At 66.8% G+C, this 16,318-nt stretch carries 11 protein-coding genes; 7 read left to right on the top strand and 4 right to left on the bottom strand.

Annotated features, from left to right (window positions below):
• Positions 1-97 precede the first annotated feature (97 nt).
• The 4 genes from FHT19_RS11290 (at position 98) to FHT19_RS11275 (ending at position 5,536) form a co-directional block, all read left to right on the top strand.
• Positions 98-1,684: a cytochrome ubiquinol oxidase subunit I gene (locus FHT19_RS11290; protein ID WP_169475197.1), complete on the top strand. Its 1,587-nt coding sequence runs from the start codon at positions 98-100 to the stop codon at positions 1,682-1,684.
• Positions 1,685-1,696: 12 nt separating this feature from the next.
• Complete coding sequence (gene cydB, locus FHT19_RS11285; protein WP_169475196.1) at positions 1,697-2,845, top strand: cytochrome d ubiquinol oxidase subunit II; 1,149 nt, start codon at positions 1,697-1,699, stop codon at positions 2,843-2,845.
• Between the two features lie 12 nt (positions 2,846-2,857).
• Positions 2,858-2,968: a cytochrome bd-I oxidase subunit CydX gene (gene cydX, locus FHT19_RS11280; RefSeq protein WP_168557502.1), complete on the top strand. Its 111-nt coding sequence runs from the start codon at positions 2,858-2,860 to the stop codon at positions 2,966-2,968.
• Between the two features lie 225 nt (positions 2,969-3,193).
• Positions 3,194-5,536, top strand: a complete 2,343-nt coding sequence (locus FHT19_RS11275) for a TonB-dependent receptor (RefSeq protein WP_168557503.1) — start codon at positions 3,194-3,196, stop codon at positions 5,534-5,536.
• Positions 5,537-5,598: 62 nt separating this feature from the next.
• On the opposite strand, the gene FHT19_RS11270 is transcribed toward FHT19_RS11275, so the two are convergent.
• Genes FHT19_RS11270 through FHT19_RS11260 form a run of 3 tightly spaced genes read right to left on the bottom strand, consistent with a single transcriptional unit; the run spans position 5,599 to position 8,451 of the window.
• Positions 5,599-6,918 (bottom strand): amidohydrolase family protein, encoded by a 1,320-nt coding sequence (locus FHT19_RS11270; protein ID WP_211184894.1) that lies wholly within the window; start codon positions 6,916-6,918, stop codon positions 5,599-5,601.
• A gap of 31 nt (positions 6,919-6,949) precedes the next feature.
• Entirely contained in the window at positions 6,950-7,936 is a 987-nt protein-coding gene (locus FHT19_RS11265) for a FecR domain-containing protein (RefSeq protein WP_169475195.1), read from the bottom strand.
• A complete protein-coding gene (locus FHT19_RS11260) occupies positions 7,933-8,451 on the bottom strand; it encodes an RNA polymerase sigma factor (RefSeq protein WP_169475194.1) in 519 nt (172 codons plus the stop codon). The genes FHT19_RS11265 and FHT19_RS11260 overlap by 4 nt, the downstream gene beginning before the upstream one ends.
• Before the next feature lie 49 nt (positions 8,452-8,500).
• Here FHT19_RS11260 and FHT19_RS11255 point away from each other — a divergent pair, with 49 nt between their 5' ends.
• The 3 genes from FHT19_RS11255 to FHT19_RS11245 all read left to right on the top strand — a co-directional run bounded on the left by FHT19_RS11255 (position 8,501) and on the right by FHT19_RS11245 (position 14,880).
• On the top strand, positions 8,501-11,080 hold the full coding sequence (locus tag FHT19_RS11255) for a TonB-dependent receptor (protein ID WP_169475193.1): 2,580 nt from the start codon (positions 8,501-8,503) through the stop codon (positions 11,078-11,080).
• Between the two features lie 144 nt (positions 11,081-11,224).
• Positions 11,225-13,525, top strand: a complete 2,301-nt coding sequence (locus FHT19_RS11250; RefSeq protein WP_169475192.1) for a TonB-dependent receptor — start codon at positions 11,225-11,227, stop codon at positions 13,523-13,525.
• A gap of 14 nt (positions 13,526-13,539) precedes the next feature.
• Positions 13,540-14,880 (top strand): amidohydrolase, encoded by a 1,341-nt coding sequence (locus FHT19_RS11245; RefSeq protein WP_248290411.1) that lies wholly within the window; start codon positions 13,540-13,542, stop codon positions 14,878-14,880.
• A gap of 24 nt (positions 14,881-14,904) precedes the next feature.
• Here the strand turns inward: FHT19_RS11245 and FHT19_RS11240 are convergent, their stop codons facing one another.
• Positions 14,905-16,275: a carbohydrate porin gene (locus tag FHT19_RS11240; protein ID WP_169475191.1), complete on the bottom strand. Its 1,371-nt coding sequence runs from the start codon at positions 16,273-16,275 to the stop codon at positions 14,905-14,907.
• Between the last annotated feature and the right edge of the window lie 43 nt (positions 16,276-16,318).

Raw genomic sequence — 16,318 nt, 5'->3', positions numbered from 1 at the left:
AGGCGCCGCGCACCTGTCGCGCAATTTGCAGCCAATCCGCGATCTTGCATGCCGGATGGAACAAGCGGGCAGGGGCCACAGCAGAGGAACCGCGGCCATGGACATGGCAGTCATCGAGTTATCCCGCCTTCAGTTCGCGCTGACGGCCATGTATCACTTTCTCTTCGTGCCATTGACGCTTGGCCTTTCGTTCATGCTGGTCATCATGGAGAGCATCTATGTGATCACCAAGCGGCCGATCTGGCGGGTGATCACGCGGTTCTGGGGCAAGCTGTTCGGCATCAATTTCGTGCTGGGCGTGGCCACGGGCCTGACCATGGAATTCGAGTTCGGCACCAACTGGGCCTATTACGCCCATTACGTGGGCGACATCTTCGGCGCGCCGCTGGCGATCGAAGGGCTGATGGCCTTTTTCCTCGAAGCCACGATGGTGGGGGTCATGTTCTTTGGCTGGGACAGGCTCAGCCGGCGGCAGCATCTGGCCGTCACGTTCATGGTTGCGCTGGGCACCAACCTTTCGGCGCTGTGGATCCTGATTGCCAACGGCTGGATGCAGAACCCGGTGGGCGCCACGTTCAATCCCGCAACCATGCGGATGGAAGTGACCGACTTTTCCGCGGTGCTGTTCAACCCGGTGGCCCAGGCCAAGTTCGTGCACACGGTGAGCGCCGGCTATGTCTGCGCGGCGACGTTCGTGATGGGCGTTTCGGCGTTCTACATGCTCAAGGGCAAGTGGACCAACGTGGCGCGCCGGTCGATGATGGTTGCGGCCGCGTTCGGCCTGGCCTCGGCGCTTTCGGTCGTCGTGCTGGGGGATGAAAGCGGCTATACCCTGACCGACAACCAGAAGATGAAGCTCGCCGCGATCGAGGCGATGTGGGAAACCGAGCCGGCGCCGGCGGCGATCACGCTGATCGGCCTGCCCGACGTGGCCGCCCGTACCACCCATGGCGCGATCAAGGTGCCCTATGTCATGGGCTTGATCGGCACGCGCAGCCTGACCGGCAAGATCGATGGGATCGAGGAGCTGGTGCTGCGTGCCGATGCGCGCATCCATAGCGGCCTGATCGCCTATGATGCGGTGGAACGGCTCAAGGCCAATCGCGCCGACATGGCCGCGCGCGCGGCGTTCGAGGCGCACAAGCAGGACATCGGCTTTGCCATGCTGCTCAAGCGCTATGTCGCCGATCCGCGCCGCGCCGATGACAAACTGATCTTGAAAGCCGCGTGGGACACGGTGCCCAACGTGCCGGCGATGTTCTTCCTGTTTCGCGGCATGGCCGGCCTTGGCTTTGGCTTCATCGCGTTCTTCGGTGCGGCGTTCTGGTGCGCGTCCACCTGCCGGTTCCGCCGCCGCTGTTTCCTGAAACTGGCGGTGGTGGTGATCCCGCTGCCATGGGTGGCGATCGAGGCAGGCTGGGTGCTGGCCGAGATCGGCCGCCAGCCCTGGGCCGTGGACGGCGTGCTGCCCACGTTCCTGGGCGCCTCCTCGCTCACCGTGGGGCAGGTGTGGACCACGATCGTGGGCTTTACCGCGCTCTATGGCGCGCTGGCGGTGATCGAAGTGCGGCTGATGCTGGCGCAGATCCGCAAGGGGCCGATCGAGCACCACGAAGACGATCAAGGGCACGACGACGAAACGCAACCCCGGGCCGCGGGCTTTGCCCCGCTGCCGGCCGAATAAGGGGCAAGGGCCATGCACATTCCGCTTGATTACGAAACCCTGCGGGTCATCTGGTGGGCGCTGCTCGGCGTGCTGCTGATCGGCTTTGCCCTGACCGACGGCTATGACCTGGGCGTGGCCGCGCTGCTGCCTTTCGTGGGCCGCACCGATGCCGAGCGCCGCCTGGTGATCAACGCCGTGGCGCCGCATTGGGAAGGCCACCAGGTGTGGCTGATCCTGGGCGGCGGGGCGATCTTTGCCGCCTGGCCGTTTGTCTATGCGGTCAGCTTCTCCGGCTTTTACCTGGCCATGTTCCTGGTGCTGGCGGCGCTGATCCTGCGGCCGGTGGCGTTCAAGTATCGTTCCAAGAAACCCGATGCCGCCTGGCGCAGCCGGTGGGACTGGGCGCTGTTCACCGGGGGTTTCGTGCCCGCGCTGGTGTTTGGCGTGGCCGTGGGCAACGTGCTGGCCGGCGCGCCGTTCCGCCTCGATGGCGATCTGCGCATGACCTATGAAGGCAGCCTGCTGGGCCTGTTCACGCCGTTCACGCTGCTGACCGGCGTGCTGTCGGTGGCCATGCTGGCGTTGCATGGCGCGGGCTGGCTGGCGATCAAGATCGAGGAAGGGCCGGTGCTGGCCCGCGCCCGCGCCATTGCCCGCGTGGCGGCGGTGGCCAGCATCGCGTTGTTCGCGATTGGCGGGCTGATCGTGGCCAAGGGTCACATGGGCATGGCGATTGCCGGCGCGGTCGATACGCAAGGTCCGTCGAACCCGCTGCTGTCGGGCAGCGTGGCCGCGCCGGGCGCGTGGCTGGCCAACTATGGCGCGCATCCCTGGATGCTGGCGGCGCCGCTGCTGGGCCTGGCCGGGCCGCTGCTGGCGCTATGGGCCATTGCGACGCGGCGGGGCGGCGTGAACCTGGCGGGCACTGCGCTTGCCACCACCGGCATCATCGCCACGGTGGGCTGCTCGATGTTTCCGTTCATCCTGCCATCCTCGATCGATCCGCGATCCAGCCTGACGGTGTGGAACGCCTCGTCCAGCCATCTCACGCTGTTCATCATGCTGGTGTGCACGATCGTGCTCCTGCCGATCGTGCTGGCCTACACCGCCTGGGTAATGAAGCTGCTGCGCGGCCGGATCACCCTGCGCGATGTGCGCACCAACCCCGATTTCTACTGAAAGGAACAGGCCATGTGGTATTTCACCTGGGTGCTCGGGCTGGGCTTGGCGGTGGGCTTTGGCATCATCAACGGGCTATGGCACGAGTTCAATTCGCCGGTCGACGATGACCCGGCCCTTTGACGCGGCAGACGTGATGGCCCCCATCTGACGGCCTGAGCGCGCCGGAAATGCTTGCACGAAGAGCGCGCACGGGCCCTGCCCGGCGCGCTCTTTGCATTGCTGCGTAACGGAAAATCACGAAGGCTTGCGCAAACTACCGATTCAAAGTTGAAAGTCGGTTCACCTTTCAGTATCGTGGTCTTCCCAAGCGACGGCACGCAAGACCGTCGCGCCAAGGAGAGGACCATGGCTGTGACCGCCAGCACCCGCATTCGCTCGATTCCCGCCATCCTCCTGGCCGGCGTGGCCCTGGGCGCGCTGCCCGCGCCATCGTTTGCCCAGGAGGCGAGTGGCGCCCCTGCGGCGCAAACCCCGCCCGCCGGAAGCGCCGCCGAAGCGCCGGCAGAGGGCGACATCATCGTCACGGCCCGCCGCCGCAGCGAATCGCTTACTTCGGTGCCGATCGCCATCACCGCGTTTTCGGGCGATGCCCTGCTGGCCAGGGGCGCGGGCGACATCACCTCGCTCGCCGATGAAGTGCCCAACGTGACGCTGGAACCTTCGCGCGGGACCAATTCCACGCTGTCCGCCTTCATTCGCGGCGTGGGCCAGCAGGACCCGGTTTCCGGGTTCGAGCAGGGCGTGGGCATCTACCTGGATGACGTCTATCTCAACCGTCCGCAGGCCGCCGTGCTCGATATTTATGACGTGGAGCGGGTGGAAGTGCTGCGCGGGCCGCAGGGCACGCTCTATGGCCGCAACACCATCGGCGGCGCGATCAAGTATGTGACGCGCAAGATCGACGATGCGTTCCACGTGCGGCTGCGCGGCACCTATGGCAGCTATGACCAGGCCGATGGCGTGGCCACGATCAGTTCGCCGCTCACTTCGGACGGCGTGCTGCGCGCCAGCGGCACGGTGGCGCGGCTGACGCGGGGCGGCTTTGGCCGCAACCTGACGACCGGCCTGTCGAATTACAACAAGGATATCTGGGCCGGGCGCGGCACGGTGGAAGTACACGGGTCCAGCTTCTTTGCGCGGCTGACCGGCGACTATACCCACGACATGTCCAACCCGCGCGGCGGGCACCGCGAAATTCCCGGGCAACTGACCGGGGCGCCGGTGCTGGCCAACGTGTTCGACACGCAGGCCGGGCTCAACAGCCCCAAGCAGGACGTGAAAGCCTGGGGCTGGTCGCTGTTCATGGAGGCCAAGCCGACCGACAGCCTCACGCTGCGTTCGATCACCGCGTTCCGCAAGGATGACAGCGCCTCGCCGATCGATTTCGATGCCACCGCCTCGCAAGACGTCGACGTGCCGGCCTATTACCGCAACAAGCAGTGGAGCCAGGAAATCCAGCTGCTCTACAACAAGGGCCGGTTCAACGCGCTGTTGGGCTACTACTATCTCTATGCCACGGCGCTGACCCAGTTCGATGTGCGCCTGTTCACCACGGTGCCGGGGCTGACCGCCTTTACCGGCGCCAATATCCGCACCGATACCTCGGCGGCGTTCGCCAATTTGAGCTATGACTTTACCGACCAGATCAGCCTGGAAGTGGGCGGGCGCTATACCTGGGACAAGCGCTATGCCCAGATCCTGCGGCAGAACTACCTGGGCGGCGGCTCTCCGGTGTTCGGCGGGGCAGGGGTGGCCTTTGGCGCGCCGGGCACCAATTTCCTGGGCAGCGCGGACTACAACAAGTTCACGCCGCGCGTGTCGCTCAACTGGAAGCCGAATTCGGACAACACCGTCTACGCCAGCTTCAGCCAGGGCTTCAAGGGCGGCGGGTTCGATCCGCGCGGGGTGGGGGTAAACGCGCCGGCCGGCACGACCCAGGCCGAATACCTCAGTTTCCGGCCCGAAAAGGTCAACAGCTATGAACTCGGGGTCAAGACCCGGCTGTTCGACCGCCGCCTGTCGCTCAACCTCGCGGCGTTCCGCATGGATTACACCGACGTGCAGATCCCCGGATCGGTGGCCTGCACGGTGCAGGGCCTGCCCAGCTTCTGCGGGGTGGTGTCCAACGCGGGCAAGGCGCGGATGCAGGGGGTGGAAGCCGAAGGGCGCCTCAAGCTGGGCGGGTTCACGCTCAATGGCTCACTGGGCTATATCGATGCCAAGTACCTGAAATACATCACCCTGATCGCCGGGCAGCCCACCGATGTGGCCGCCTATCGCAAAGTGCAGAACACCCCGGCGTGGACGGGCAATGCCTCGGCCGGCTATTCCATTCCCGTGGGCGGCGGCGCGGTGGACGTGACCGGCGGAGTTTCGTGGAAAAGCAAGACCTACCAGTTCGAAGTGCCCAATCCCTATCTCGACCAACCCGGCTATGCACTGTTCGATGCCAGCGTGTTCTATCGCGCGCCGGGCGGCCGCTGGACCTTTGGCGTCTATGGCAAGAACCTGGCCGACAAGCGCTACAAGACTTCGGGCTATACGTATGTGGCGGGCAACGCGACGACCGGTGCGCTGACCTATACGCCGTCGGGCAATCTCATCCCCACGCTGGGCAAGGAAGGCGTGCTGACCACCTATTGGGGCAATCCGCGCCAGGTCTTTGCCACCGCCACGCTCAACTTCTGAGCGAGCAGACCTGAAAAAAGGGGGCGTGCGGGCGACTGGCCCGGCGCCCCCTTCCTGGCCGGTCAGATTCTGGGCTCGCCGTGGTCCTTGACGATGCGCCCGCCCTGCATGACGAAGCGCACGCGCTGCAGTTCGGTGATGTCGGCCAGCGGGTCCTTGTCGGTGGCGACGATATCGGCAAAGGCGCCCGGGCGGATCGCGCCGATGCGGCTTTCGCCGATCAGCGTGGCAGCGCCGGTAAACGAACTGCGCAGCGCATCGGCCGCCGGCATCCCGGCCTTGACCATCAGTTCGAATTCGCGCGCATTCTGCCCGTGGTGATAGACGCCGGCATCGGTGCCGAACGCGATTTTAACGCCGGCCTTCCATGCGCCGTAGAGGTTCTTGGCCATGATCGGGCCCACCGCCAGCGCCTTTTCCGCCATGGAGGGGCCAAGCAGTTCGGGATGCTTCTGCGCGAATTCCACCACGGTCGCCCCGGCAATCAGCGTGGGCACCAGATAGGTGCCGTGCTGCTTCATGATCGCATAGCTGGCCGGGGTGGCAAAGCTGCCGTGCTCGATCGAATCGACGCCGATCGCGCTGGCGTGGTCGATCGCCTGGGCGCCATGGGCGTGGGCGGCCACGGGCAGGTGCAGGGTGTGCGCGGTTTCCACCACGGCGCGGATTTCCGCGTCGGTCATCAACTGCGCCTGGGGATCGTCACCCACGCTGGCCACCCCGCCCGAGGGCACGATCTTGATCAGGTCGACGCCTTCGCGGAAATGCTCGCGCACTTTCTTCATCGCCTCGTCCGGCCCATCGACGATGCCGTCCTGCCATTCCGGCTTGGCCAGCGCCGGGTCAAAGCCGTTGGCCGGATCGCCATGGCCGCCGGTCGGGCTCAGGATGCTGCCCGAAACCCACATGCGCGGGCCGGGAATCGTGCCGGCCTTCTGCGCCCGCTTGAGCGCCACGACCACGGCGGTATCGCCGCCCACGTCGCGCACCGAGGTGAACCCGGCGAGCAGGGTGAGGCGGGCATTGCCCACCCCGTCGAGCGTTTCGTCAAAGGCGCTGTGCGTCACGCTTTGGAGCAGGGCATTGCCCTTGGTGAGATCGAGCGTGAGGTGCACGTGCGCATCGATCAGGCCGGGCATCACCGTGCCTTGCGAAAGATCGACCACTTCGGCCCCGGCGGGGGTGACGAAGCCATCCTGCACCGCGGTGATCTGGTCATCGTGCACCAGGATCGACACATTGCTGCGTTCCCCGGCGTTGACCCCGTCGATCAGGTGCCCGGCATGGATCACATAGTCGCGCGCCAGGGCAGTGGCGCCCATAATCGGGGTACAGGCCATCGTCACGGCCAGCGCAACGCCGGCCAGCAAGGTCTTCTTCATTGGCTAAGCTCCCTGAAAGACAGACTTCAAATTACGGTTGCGCGTTTCCGCGGGTAAGCGCGCCGGGATGGCCCATGGCGGCCACGGCATCGACCAGCGCCTGGGGATCGTCGACACGGAAGGCGCCGCTGACCGGCACCGCGCCGGCGCGCGCATCCTTGAGCACCAGCGGCCGGGCCAGATAGCGGTTGAACCGCGCCACCAGGCTGGCCAGCGGCTCGGCATCGGCGGCGATCATGCCGTCCTGCCAGGCGGGCGTGCCGGCGGGATCGGCCCGGCCCAGCCGGGCCACGTTGCCGCGCAGGGTCAGCCGCTGGCCCGGGGCCAGGCGGCGCGGGGCAAGGCCCGGTGCAGACACGTCCACCGCGCCTTCCAGCAGAGTGACAGTGGCCGTATCGCCATCGCGGCCCACGTCGAACACCGTGCCGATATCGGTCACGGCCATGGTGCCGGCCGTAACGCGGAACGGCCGCGCGCCATCATGGGCCACGCGAAAGAACGCGCGCCCCTGCGCCAGCACGGCGCTGCGCCGCTTGGCATTCTCGCCCAGCAGCACGCGGGTGTGCGCATCGAGCGTGATCTGGCTACCATCGGCCAGGGCCACGGTGCGCGGGCCGGCGGCGCCGTTTTCCAGGGTGCGCATGGCCAGTTGCGGCGCGCCGGGCGTGGCGGTGGGGGCACTGCCCGATCGCACCACCAGCACGGTGCCCACGCCCACGGCCAGGGCGCCCAGCGCGGCTGCGGCGGCCAGCCAGGGCCGACGCTGTCCTTGCCCCTGGTGCGTGCCCGGCGCGCTGCGGGCGAGGGCGGCCGCGCGCATCGCGGCGATCTCCTCGCTGTCGGCGGCGTGTTCAAGCCGGGCCCACAGCGCTTCCACTTCGGCCAGCGCGGCCTGGGTTTTTGCATCGGCTGGCACGGGCACCGGCCGGCCACTTTGCCGCGCGGCGAAATGGGCGATCGCCGCTTCGCGTGCGCTGCGCTCTGCGCCTTCCTCCGCGCCGCTCTGGTCCGCGCTCATTCCTCGATCTCCAGCAACAGGCGCAGGGCCTTCATGATATGCTTTTCCACCGAACTCACCGAAATGCCCATGCGGCGGGCGATGTCGGCATAGGCCAGGCCTTCGAAACGGTGCAGCACGAAAACATCGCGCGTGCGTTCGGGCATGGTCGAAAGCCGGTGCATGATGACGGTAAGCGCCTCCTTACCTTCCAAGACGCGTTCCGGCGTGATCCACTCAACGGGATGATCATTTTCTTCCAGGCGGTGGTGCGCATCCTCGTGGCGCACGCCGGCGCGGCGCGCGCGATCGTGCACCACACTGCTGGCGGCGGTAAACAAGTAGGCCCGCGGATTGGTCACCTCTCCGCTGTCGAGCCGTTCGTGCGCGCGCAGCCAGACGTCCTGCACGGCATCGTCCACATCGGCCGGATTGCGCAGCCGCCGCCCCAGCCAGGCGCGCAGGGCGCGGCGATGGCGTTCGAACCCGGAAACGGGTCCGTCGCCGGCCGGTGGGATGATCCGTCGGGATGACATGATCGTGACAGCTAGCCAACACCTGCCCTCTTTGGCAAGCTACCGGGCAATGAGGGAAAATTCGGGCGCTGATCGGTGCCGGCCGGCCTGTGGCACACAGGGGCGGGCCGGCCTGTTGCTGGCCGTGGCCGTGATGGCCCTGGCCGGCACGCCTGCGCTTGCCCAAGGCCGGCAGGCGCTGCCCCCGCCGCAGCGCCTGCCACCCGCGCCGCTGGCCGATGCCTTGCGCGCCGTGGGCCTGGCCACCGGCACCACCATCGTCTTTGCCCCGCAGACCGTGGCCGGGCGCCGCGCCGGCGCGGTGACGCTTTCGGGTGACGCGGCCACGATCGTGCGGCGTTTGCTGGCGGGCAGCGGGCTTATGCTGCGGCGCAATGGCCCACGCAGCCTGCTGGTGCTGCCCGCGCCCGCGCCATCGGGCCCAGGCGATGGTGCGGCCGCGCCGCTGCCGGCCCTGGCCATGGGGGACATCATGGTCACCGCGCTGCGCCGGCCCACGTTGCTGGCCGATACCCCGATCAGCATGGTGGCCCTGCGCGGCGAAGACCTGGGGCATGACCAGGCCACGTCGCTGGCGGGATTGGCGCGGCTGGCGCCCAGCCTGGTGGTCACGTCATCGGGCACCGGCTTCAACCGGCTGAGCCTGCGCGGCGCCTATGCCGCGGGCGAAGCGACCGTGGCGCTCTATTACGGCAACGTGCCGGTGGCGGGGCCGGGCGGTTCGACCAGCGATCCGGGGATGATGACGCCCGATCTGGTGCTGGCCGACGTGGAACGGGTGGAAGTGCTGCGCGGGCCGCAGGGCACGCTCTATGGCACCAGCTCGCTGGCGGGCACGGTGCGTGTGCTGTTTCGCGGCGCGCAGCTTGATCAGCGCACGCTGGCGCTGGAAAGTGGCGCGACGTTGACCCACGGCGGCGCGCCCGGTGCCAGCGTCACGGGCACGGTGAACCTGCCGCTGGTGCCGGGGCGGCTGGCGCTGCGCGCGGTGGGCTGGCGCGAATACCAGGGCGGGGTGGTCGATTTCCCGCGCCTGGGCCTGGTCAATACGGACGACCAGTTGCGCGAGGGCGGGCGCCTGGCGCTGCGCTGGCAGATCGCCCCCGATTGGCGGGCAGACCTGGCCGGCGTGTGGCAGCGCAGCCGCATCGGCAATACCCACAGCACCACCGCCGGCGCCGTGCCCAACCAGTCGCAGGGCCAGGTGATCGTGCCGTTCTACGATACCTTTGCCATGGGTTCGCTCGACCTGCATGGGGCCATCGGCGGGGTGGGCGTGGATGCCACCGTGGCGCGATCGTGGTGGCGGCCCCACCGCTTCTGGGATTTCACGCAAAGCCAGCTCAACCACCTGAACGATGGCGTTGCCTGTGCCGCGTGGGTGAATGCGGCGGCCTGCACCACCACGCAGATGGCGGGCTTCAACCGCTATTTGCTGGCCAGCAGCCCGTCCCTGGTGGCCCAGCCCCTGGCCGTGGATATCACCAGTGCCGAACTGCGCCTTTCGGGGGAAGGGCGGCTGACCTGGACGGCCGGGGTGTTTGCCAGCCGGCGCACCGACGATGGGCAAAGCAGCAGCCTGCCGGTGAGCGCGGCCACCGGGCTGGTCCTGCCTGGCACGGTGGCGGTATCGCACCGCAGCTTTGCCAGCGCGCTTTCCGAATATGCCCTGTTCGGCGATGGCAGTTGGCGCGTGCTGCCGTGGCTGACGGTGTCGAGCGGGCTGCGCTATTTCCACTATGTGCGCGATACCCAAGGCGTGGTCAGCCTGGCCAATCCCTTCATCGGTCCGTTCGGCTCGTCGGCGCTGAGCATGGCCTATCGCGCGCACGGGCTGGTGGGCCGCGCGCGGATCGAGGCGCGACCCATGGCGGGGCTGCTGATCTATGGCCAGGTGTCCAACGGTTTTCGCCCCGGCGGCATCAACGTGGTGCCAGGGCTGCCGGAAAACCTGGCGACCTACCACGACGATCGCCTGGAGAGCCTGGAGATCGGCACGCGTCTGGCTCCGGTCCACCGCGCCTGGCATTTTGACCTGACCGGCTTTCGCCAGCGCTGGTCCAACATGCAATATGCCGCCGCCTCAAGCGACGGCAGCTATGCCTTCATCACCAATATCGGCGCGGCGCGGATCAACGGGGTGGAACTGGCCGCCGGCGGTGCGCTGGCAGGTGGCTGGCGGGCCAAAGTGCAGGGCACGTTCACCGATGCGCGGCTGGTCTATGACCAGGTTTCGGGCACGGTGACCACCGATGGCCGCGCGGGCGAGCGGCTGCCCTATGTGGCGCCCTGGGCCGCCAGCGTGGAGCTGCGCCGGCAATGGGCCTTGGGCAATGCCTGGCTGGGCGGCGGCTGGGCGGGCGATGCCGGCCTGTTCGTGCACTATGCCGGCCAGGCCTACAGTGCGTTTCGCGCCAGCACGGCGTTCAACCGCCTGGCGCTGGGCGGCTTTGCCACGCTGGACGCTGACGTTGCCTTGCTGCGCGGGCCATGGCGGGCGGGCCTGTTCGTGCAGAACCTGGCCGACGGGCGGGGCCGTGTCTGGGCCGGCACGATCGGCGGCACCGACCTGGTCACCTATCAGCGCCCGCGCACCATCGGCCTCACGCTGCGCAGCGAATTTCACTGACCTTATTTCACTGGCAGGAAAAAAATGTGCCCGTCCGATGAGGGGCCGCGCCGTCCCCGCGTCTAGCCAAGCAGGGGGCCGGACAACGATGCGCCACGGGAAGCGGCATCGCGGCAAACCCTGAACCAAGGACAGGGAGTTACCATGAGCAAAGCCATTCTGGCCGTTTCCGGCCTGATCACTGCGCACGTCTTGCTGGCAGGCACCGCCTTTGCCGCAGATGGCGCGCAACCCGCGCAAGCCGTTCCGGCAGAGGAAGCCCCCTCCACGGGCAATGACATCGTGGTCACCGCGCTGCATCGCACGTCCACCGTGCAGACCACGCCGCTCAGCATCGTGGCGATTTCCGGCGATGGCCTGGCCAAGACCGGCGCCACCCAGCTCAACGACTATTTCCGCCAGATCCCCAACCTCAACGTGACGAGCGGCGTGGCCGGATCGAACCGCATCTCGATCCGTGGCGTCAATGCGGCGGGCGAAGCGACCGTGGGCCTCTATTACGATGAAACCCCGGTCACCGGCCCATCGGGCACGACGCAGGATTCGGGCGCCGTTGCCGCCGATCTCAACTTGTTCGACGTGGAGCGGGTGGAAGTGTTGCGCGGGCCGCAGGGCACGCTCTATGGCGCCAGTTCGATGGCCGGCACGCTGCGCGTGATTTTCCACAAGCCCGATTACGACAAGGTGGAAGCGGGCGGCGAAACCCAGGTGACCACCACCGAAGGCGGATCGGCCGGCTATTTCCTGCGCGGCATGGTCAACCTGCCGGTGGTGACCGACAAGCTGGCCGTGCGTGTGGTCGGCTATGGCGAGCGCAAGCCCGGCTGGATCGACAATGTCACCTACGGCACGCAGAACATCAACCGCTCCAGCAACTGGGGCGCGCGCGGCATCATCGGTTTCAAGCCCGATGAACTGACCACGATCACGGCCACGGCAAGCTATCAGAAAAGCGACGCGCGCGATCAGCAGGGCTGGTATCCCAGCGTGGGCCGCTACAAGACCAATTCCACCGCGCAGCTGCCGTTCCACACCGAAATGCAGCTCTACAATCTCAAGGCCGATCGCGACCTTGGCTTTGCCACGCTGACCGGCACGGCCAGCTACTACAACTACAACTATATCCGCACGGTCGATTTCACCCCCTCGGTGGCTGCCTATGCCAATTCCACCGCGCAGTGCGCCCGCGCGCAGGGCGGCACGGCCTGCACCACCGACCAGTTCGCCGCCTATCGCGCCACGGGCCTCGCGCTCTTGCCGGCGGTGGGCTATCAGCCGGCCTGGGTCCATTCGCAGAACTATGAAGCGCGGTTGGCGTCCAACGCGGCGCAGATGCCGGCCTGGCTGGAATGGACGGTCGGCGTCTATTACGAAAAGCGCAACGACCACATCGACAGCAACGTGATCAGCGAAAGCGCGGCCGACGGATCGATCACCCTGCCGATCACCCCGCTGGTCTATCGCTATGTCGAGACGCGCTCGCGCCAGGTGGCCGGATTCGGCGAAGTTTCGATCAAGCCGCTGCCCGGGCTGACCATCACCGGTGGCCTGCGCTATTACGATTACAGCAAGACCACCAGCGGCCAGTCCTATATCACCAACTATTACACCGGTACGTCTGCCGCGCCCTATAGCGCCGCCACGACCAAGGCCAACGGCTGGCTGGAAAAGTTCAACGTCAACTATCGCATCACCCCGCGCGTGATGGTCTATGCCAGCGCTTCGAAGGGATTCCGTCCCGGCGGGGCCAACAACATCCCCGGCCTTGCCGCCAACCTGGTATCCTACAAGCCCGACAGCCTGTGGAACTATGAAGTGGGCCTGAAATCGAGCTGGCTGGGCGACAAGCTGGTGCTCAACGGCGCGGTGTTCGATGTCGAATGGAGCAACATGCAAAGCTCGGCTCGCACCGCCGACGGGCTCTATGCCTTCCTCACCAACGCTGGCCACGCGCGCATTCGCGGGCTGGAAGTTGACCTGACCACGCGCCCGTTGCGGGGCCTCACGCTGAACGGTGCGCTGGGCTATGTCGATGCGCACCTGACGCAGGACCAGTCTTCCTCGGCCGTGCTGATCACCGCGTCTACCGGCAAGGCGGGCGATCCGATCCCCAATACCCCCGATCTCACCGCGTCGGCTTCGGCCAGCTATAGCTGGGCGCTCAATTCGCGGTTCGACGGGCTGGTGCGCGCCGATGGTGCCTATACCGGGCATCAGGAAGGCACGTTCCGCCCGACCGATCCCTATCACACGTCCTACGGCAACTATGCCACGGCCAACTTGCGCGTGGGGGTGGAGAACCCGCAGATGGGCATCTACGTGTTCTGCAACAATCTGACCGACACCACCGGCGCGATCGCGGTGAGCAGTGGCTTTGGCTATTCCAACCTGACTTATTCGATCCAGCCGCGCACCTGGGGCCTCAACGCCCGCTTCAGCCTGTAAGGAAAGGAAAGACCATGCCTTGGTTTGCCAAGCCGGCCATGGGCCTGGCCCTGGCGGCAGCAGCGCTGCCCCATGCCGCCCATGCCGCGCCGCTCGATCCTGCCGCCGCGCGCGGCGCGATCGATGCCCAGCTCGACAAGATCTATCCCGCGCTCGATGCGCTCTACAAGGATATCCACCAGCATCCCGAGGTGGGGTTCCAGGAAACCCGCACCGCCGCGCTGCTGGCCGCGCGGATGCGCCAGATCGGCTTTACCGTGACCGAGCACGTCGGCCAGACCGGCGTGGTCGCGGTCTATCGCAACGGCGATGGCCCGGTGGTTCTGGTGCGGACCGAGCTGGACGGCCTGCCGCTGGAGGAAAAGACCGGGCTGCCTTATGCCAGCCATTACCAGCAGACCATCGATGGTAAGCTGACGCCGACCGATCACGCCTGCGGGCACGACAGCCACATGGCCTGGTGGGTTGGCACCGCGCAGACCCTGCTGGCGATGAAGGACAAGTGGCATGGCACGCTGGTGTTCATCGGCCAGCCGGCCGAGGAAAAGGTGGGTGGGGCCAAGGCGATGCTGGCCGATGGCCTGTTCACCCGCTTTCCCAAGCCCGATTATGCCTTTGCCGCCCATGTCACGCCCGATGTGGCGGGGCATGTGGTGATCAAGCAGGGCGCGGTGAGTTCGGCCGCCGATGCCGTGGTCGTCACGTTCCACGGCCTGGGCGCGCATGGTTCGATGCCCGACAAGGGGATCGATCCGATCGTGATGGGCGCGCATTTCGTGGATGACGTGCAGACCGTGATCAGCCGGCAGAAAGACCCGCAGAAATTCGGGGTGATCACGGTGGGCGCTTTCAACGCCGGCTATGCGCCCAACATCATCCCCGACACTGCCGTGCTCAAGCTGACGCTGCGATCCTATGATGCCGATGTGCGGCAATTGCTGCTCGATGGCGTGGGCACCACCGCGCGCGCCGTGGCGACCATGGCCCGCGCCAGCGCGCCCGATGTGGAACATACCGAGGGGACGGCATCGGTGATCAACGATCCGGCGCTTTCGGCCAAGCTTGCCGGCGTGCTGAAAACCGCGCTGGGCGACAGCCGCGTGGCGCTGGTGCCGGTGGCAATGCCGGGCGGCACGGCGAGCGAGGACTATTCCGAATTCGTCAACGCCGGGGTCAGCCAGTCGGTGTTCTTCGGCGTGGGCGGCAGCGACCCGGCGATGCTGGCCCGGCTCAAGGCCGAAGGAAAGCCCGTGCCGGTCAACCATTCGCCGTTCTTTGCCCCCCAGCCCGAACCGGCGATCCGCGCCGGGGTGGAAACGCTGGTGCTGGCGGTGCTGGGCGTGGCGGGGAACTGATTTTCCGCCACGCCGGCTGGACGGTCACCGCCCGAAAAAGGTGGGGCCGTCCAGCGTGAACTTGAAGCCGAAGACCAGCGCATTGTCGGTGTTGGTGCGATTGAACGGCGCGCCGGTGTTGTCCGGGTGCAGGATATACTGCACGTTGGGCGAAACGCGCAGGCCCGGCACCACATCGGCGCCATAGGCGAGTTCCATCATCACCTGGTGGCGATGCACGTTGTCTTCGCCGCCGGCGGCCAGGCGCGCGGCGCGCATGCGCGCCATGGCCAGGTCGGAAAAGCGCTGGTCGTTGATCATGAAGCCCAGCGTATCGCTGTCGCGGCCCTTGAACGTGCCGGTCTGCACCACGCCGAAATCGAAATAGCGGCTTTCTTCCACCTGGCCCGAAAGATTGGTCATCGCCACGCCGAAGATCGAGAGGCCGCGCTTGCTCGTGGGATCCGGCCGGGTCAATTGCTGGTCGAACCGCACATAGATGCCGCTGCGGCCGTGCAGGGTGCGCGCCGGGCGGCCGGTGAGAATGGCGATGCCGCCCTGATCGTCGCGCAGCGGGTCGCTGTAATCGGCGCGGTCGAACCAGCCGCCCAGGATATAGTGGCCGGGCAGGCGGGTTTCGCGCTTGTCATCGCCATAGCCCAGTTCCCACGGCACGATCACCCCGGTGCGGTTGGCCGAAGAGAAGTTGAAGCCATCGTCGTTCCAGCGCTTGCGATCGGGGTTCACTTCATAGACCCCGGCATGGGCGAACCAGCGCGGCGCGAGCGCGAGCTTGGCCTGGGCCATCCAGCTTGACGCCGGAAAATAGGTGAAGTTGCTGTTCTTGAACACGAAAGTGGGGTTGCCGCAGGTCGAATTGCTTTGGAACAGGCAATAGAGCGGCGAATTGAGGAAGTGGATGTTGGCCTGGCTGCGACCGGCCTCGATCACCAGGCGATCGTTCAGCAGCTTCTGCTCCCAGGTGAGGATCGCCAGGTGGGTGTTCTGCGTGCCCCACACTTCCTGGACCGAGGTGTTGTTGCCCAGCGCGATGTTCGACAGGCTCTTGCCGTGGCGGTTGGTCACGGCAAAGTGGATCGTCGCGCCGGGAATGCCGACGATGCGATCCATGTCGAAATCGGCGCCGAGATAGACCTGGCCGGTATAGGCGCTCTTGCGCGCCAGGCCGCCCGAAACGTTGCCAGCCGCTTCGCCGGTATAGCTATAGGCCAGGGTAATGCCCTGGTCGGCCAGCGGCTGCGCCAGGTTGGGCGCGGGTTGGCTTTTCGCGGTGGCGGGCAGTGTGGGCGGCGGCGGTGCCTCATCGGCCAGCGCCGGGGCGGCCGAGGCGAGGAGAGCGGGCAGCACGATAGCGAGGGCGCCTGCGCGGCAGGCACCAGAAGGCAGGGCGGGCATGGGACGAGGCACTCCTTGCGGCCAGGGGCGGCCGCGCGAAAAA

The sequence above is a fragment of the Novosphingobium sp. SG919 genome, assembly GCF_012932495.1.
Taxonomy (GTDB): Bacteria; Pseudomonadota; Alphaproteobacteria; order Sphingomonadales; family Sphingomonadaceae; genus Novosphingobium; species Novosphingobium rhizosphaerae.
This window is presented reverse-complemented; position numbering and strand designations above follow the sequence as displayed.

Coding starts and splice junctions, on each gene's coding strand:
- FHT19_RS11275 (WP_168557503.1), top strand. CDS start 3,194: ATGGCTGTGACCGCCAGCACCCGCATTCGCTCGATTCCCGCCATCCTC.
- FHT19_RS11290 (WP_169475197.1), top strand. CDS start 98: ATGGACATGGCAGTCATCGAGTTATCCCGCCTTCAGTTCGCGCTGACG.
- FHT19_RS11265 (WP_169475195.1), bottom strand. CDS start 7,936: ATGAGCGCGGACCAGAGCGGCGCGGAGGAAGGCGCAGAGCGCAGCGCA.
- cydB (WP_169475196.1), top strand. CDS start 1,697: ATGCACATTCCGCTTGATTACGAAACCCTGCGGGTCATCTGGTGGGCG.
- FHT19_RS11250 (WP_169475192.1), top strand. CDS start 11,225: ATGAGCAAAGCCATTCTGGCCGTTTCCGGCCTGATCACTGCGCACGTC.
- cydX (WP_168557502.1), top strand. CDS start 2,858: ATGTGGTATTTCACCTGGGTGCTCGGGCTGGGCTTGGCGGTGGGCTTT.
- FHT19_RS11245 (WP_248290411.1), top strand. CDS start 13,540: ATGCCTTGGTTTGCCAAGCCGGCCATGGGCCTGGCCCTGGCGGCAGCA.
- FHT19_RS11260 (WP_169475194.1), bottom strand. CDS start 8,451: ATGTCATCCCGACGGATCATCCCACCGGCCGGCGACGGACCCGTTTCC.
- FHT19_RS11255 (WP_169475193.1), top strand. CDS start 8,501: ATGAGGGAAAATTCGGGCGCTGATCGGTGCCGGCCGGCCTGTGGCACA.
- FHT19_RS11240 (WP_169475191.1), bottom strand. CDS start 16,275: ATGCCCGCCCTGCCTTCTGGTGCCTGCCGCGCAGGCGCCCTCGCTATC.
- FHT19_RS11270 (WP_211184894.1), bottom strand. CDS start 6,918: ATGAAGAAGACCTTGCTGGCCGGCGTTGCGCTGGCCGTGACGATGGCC.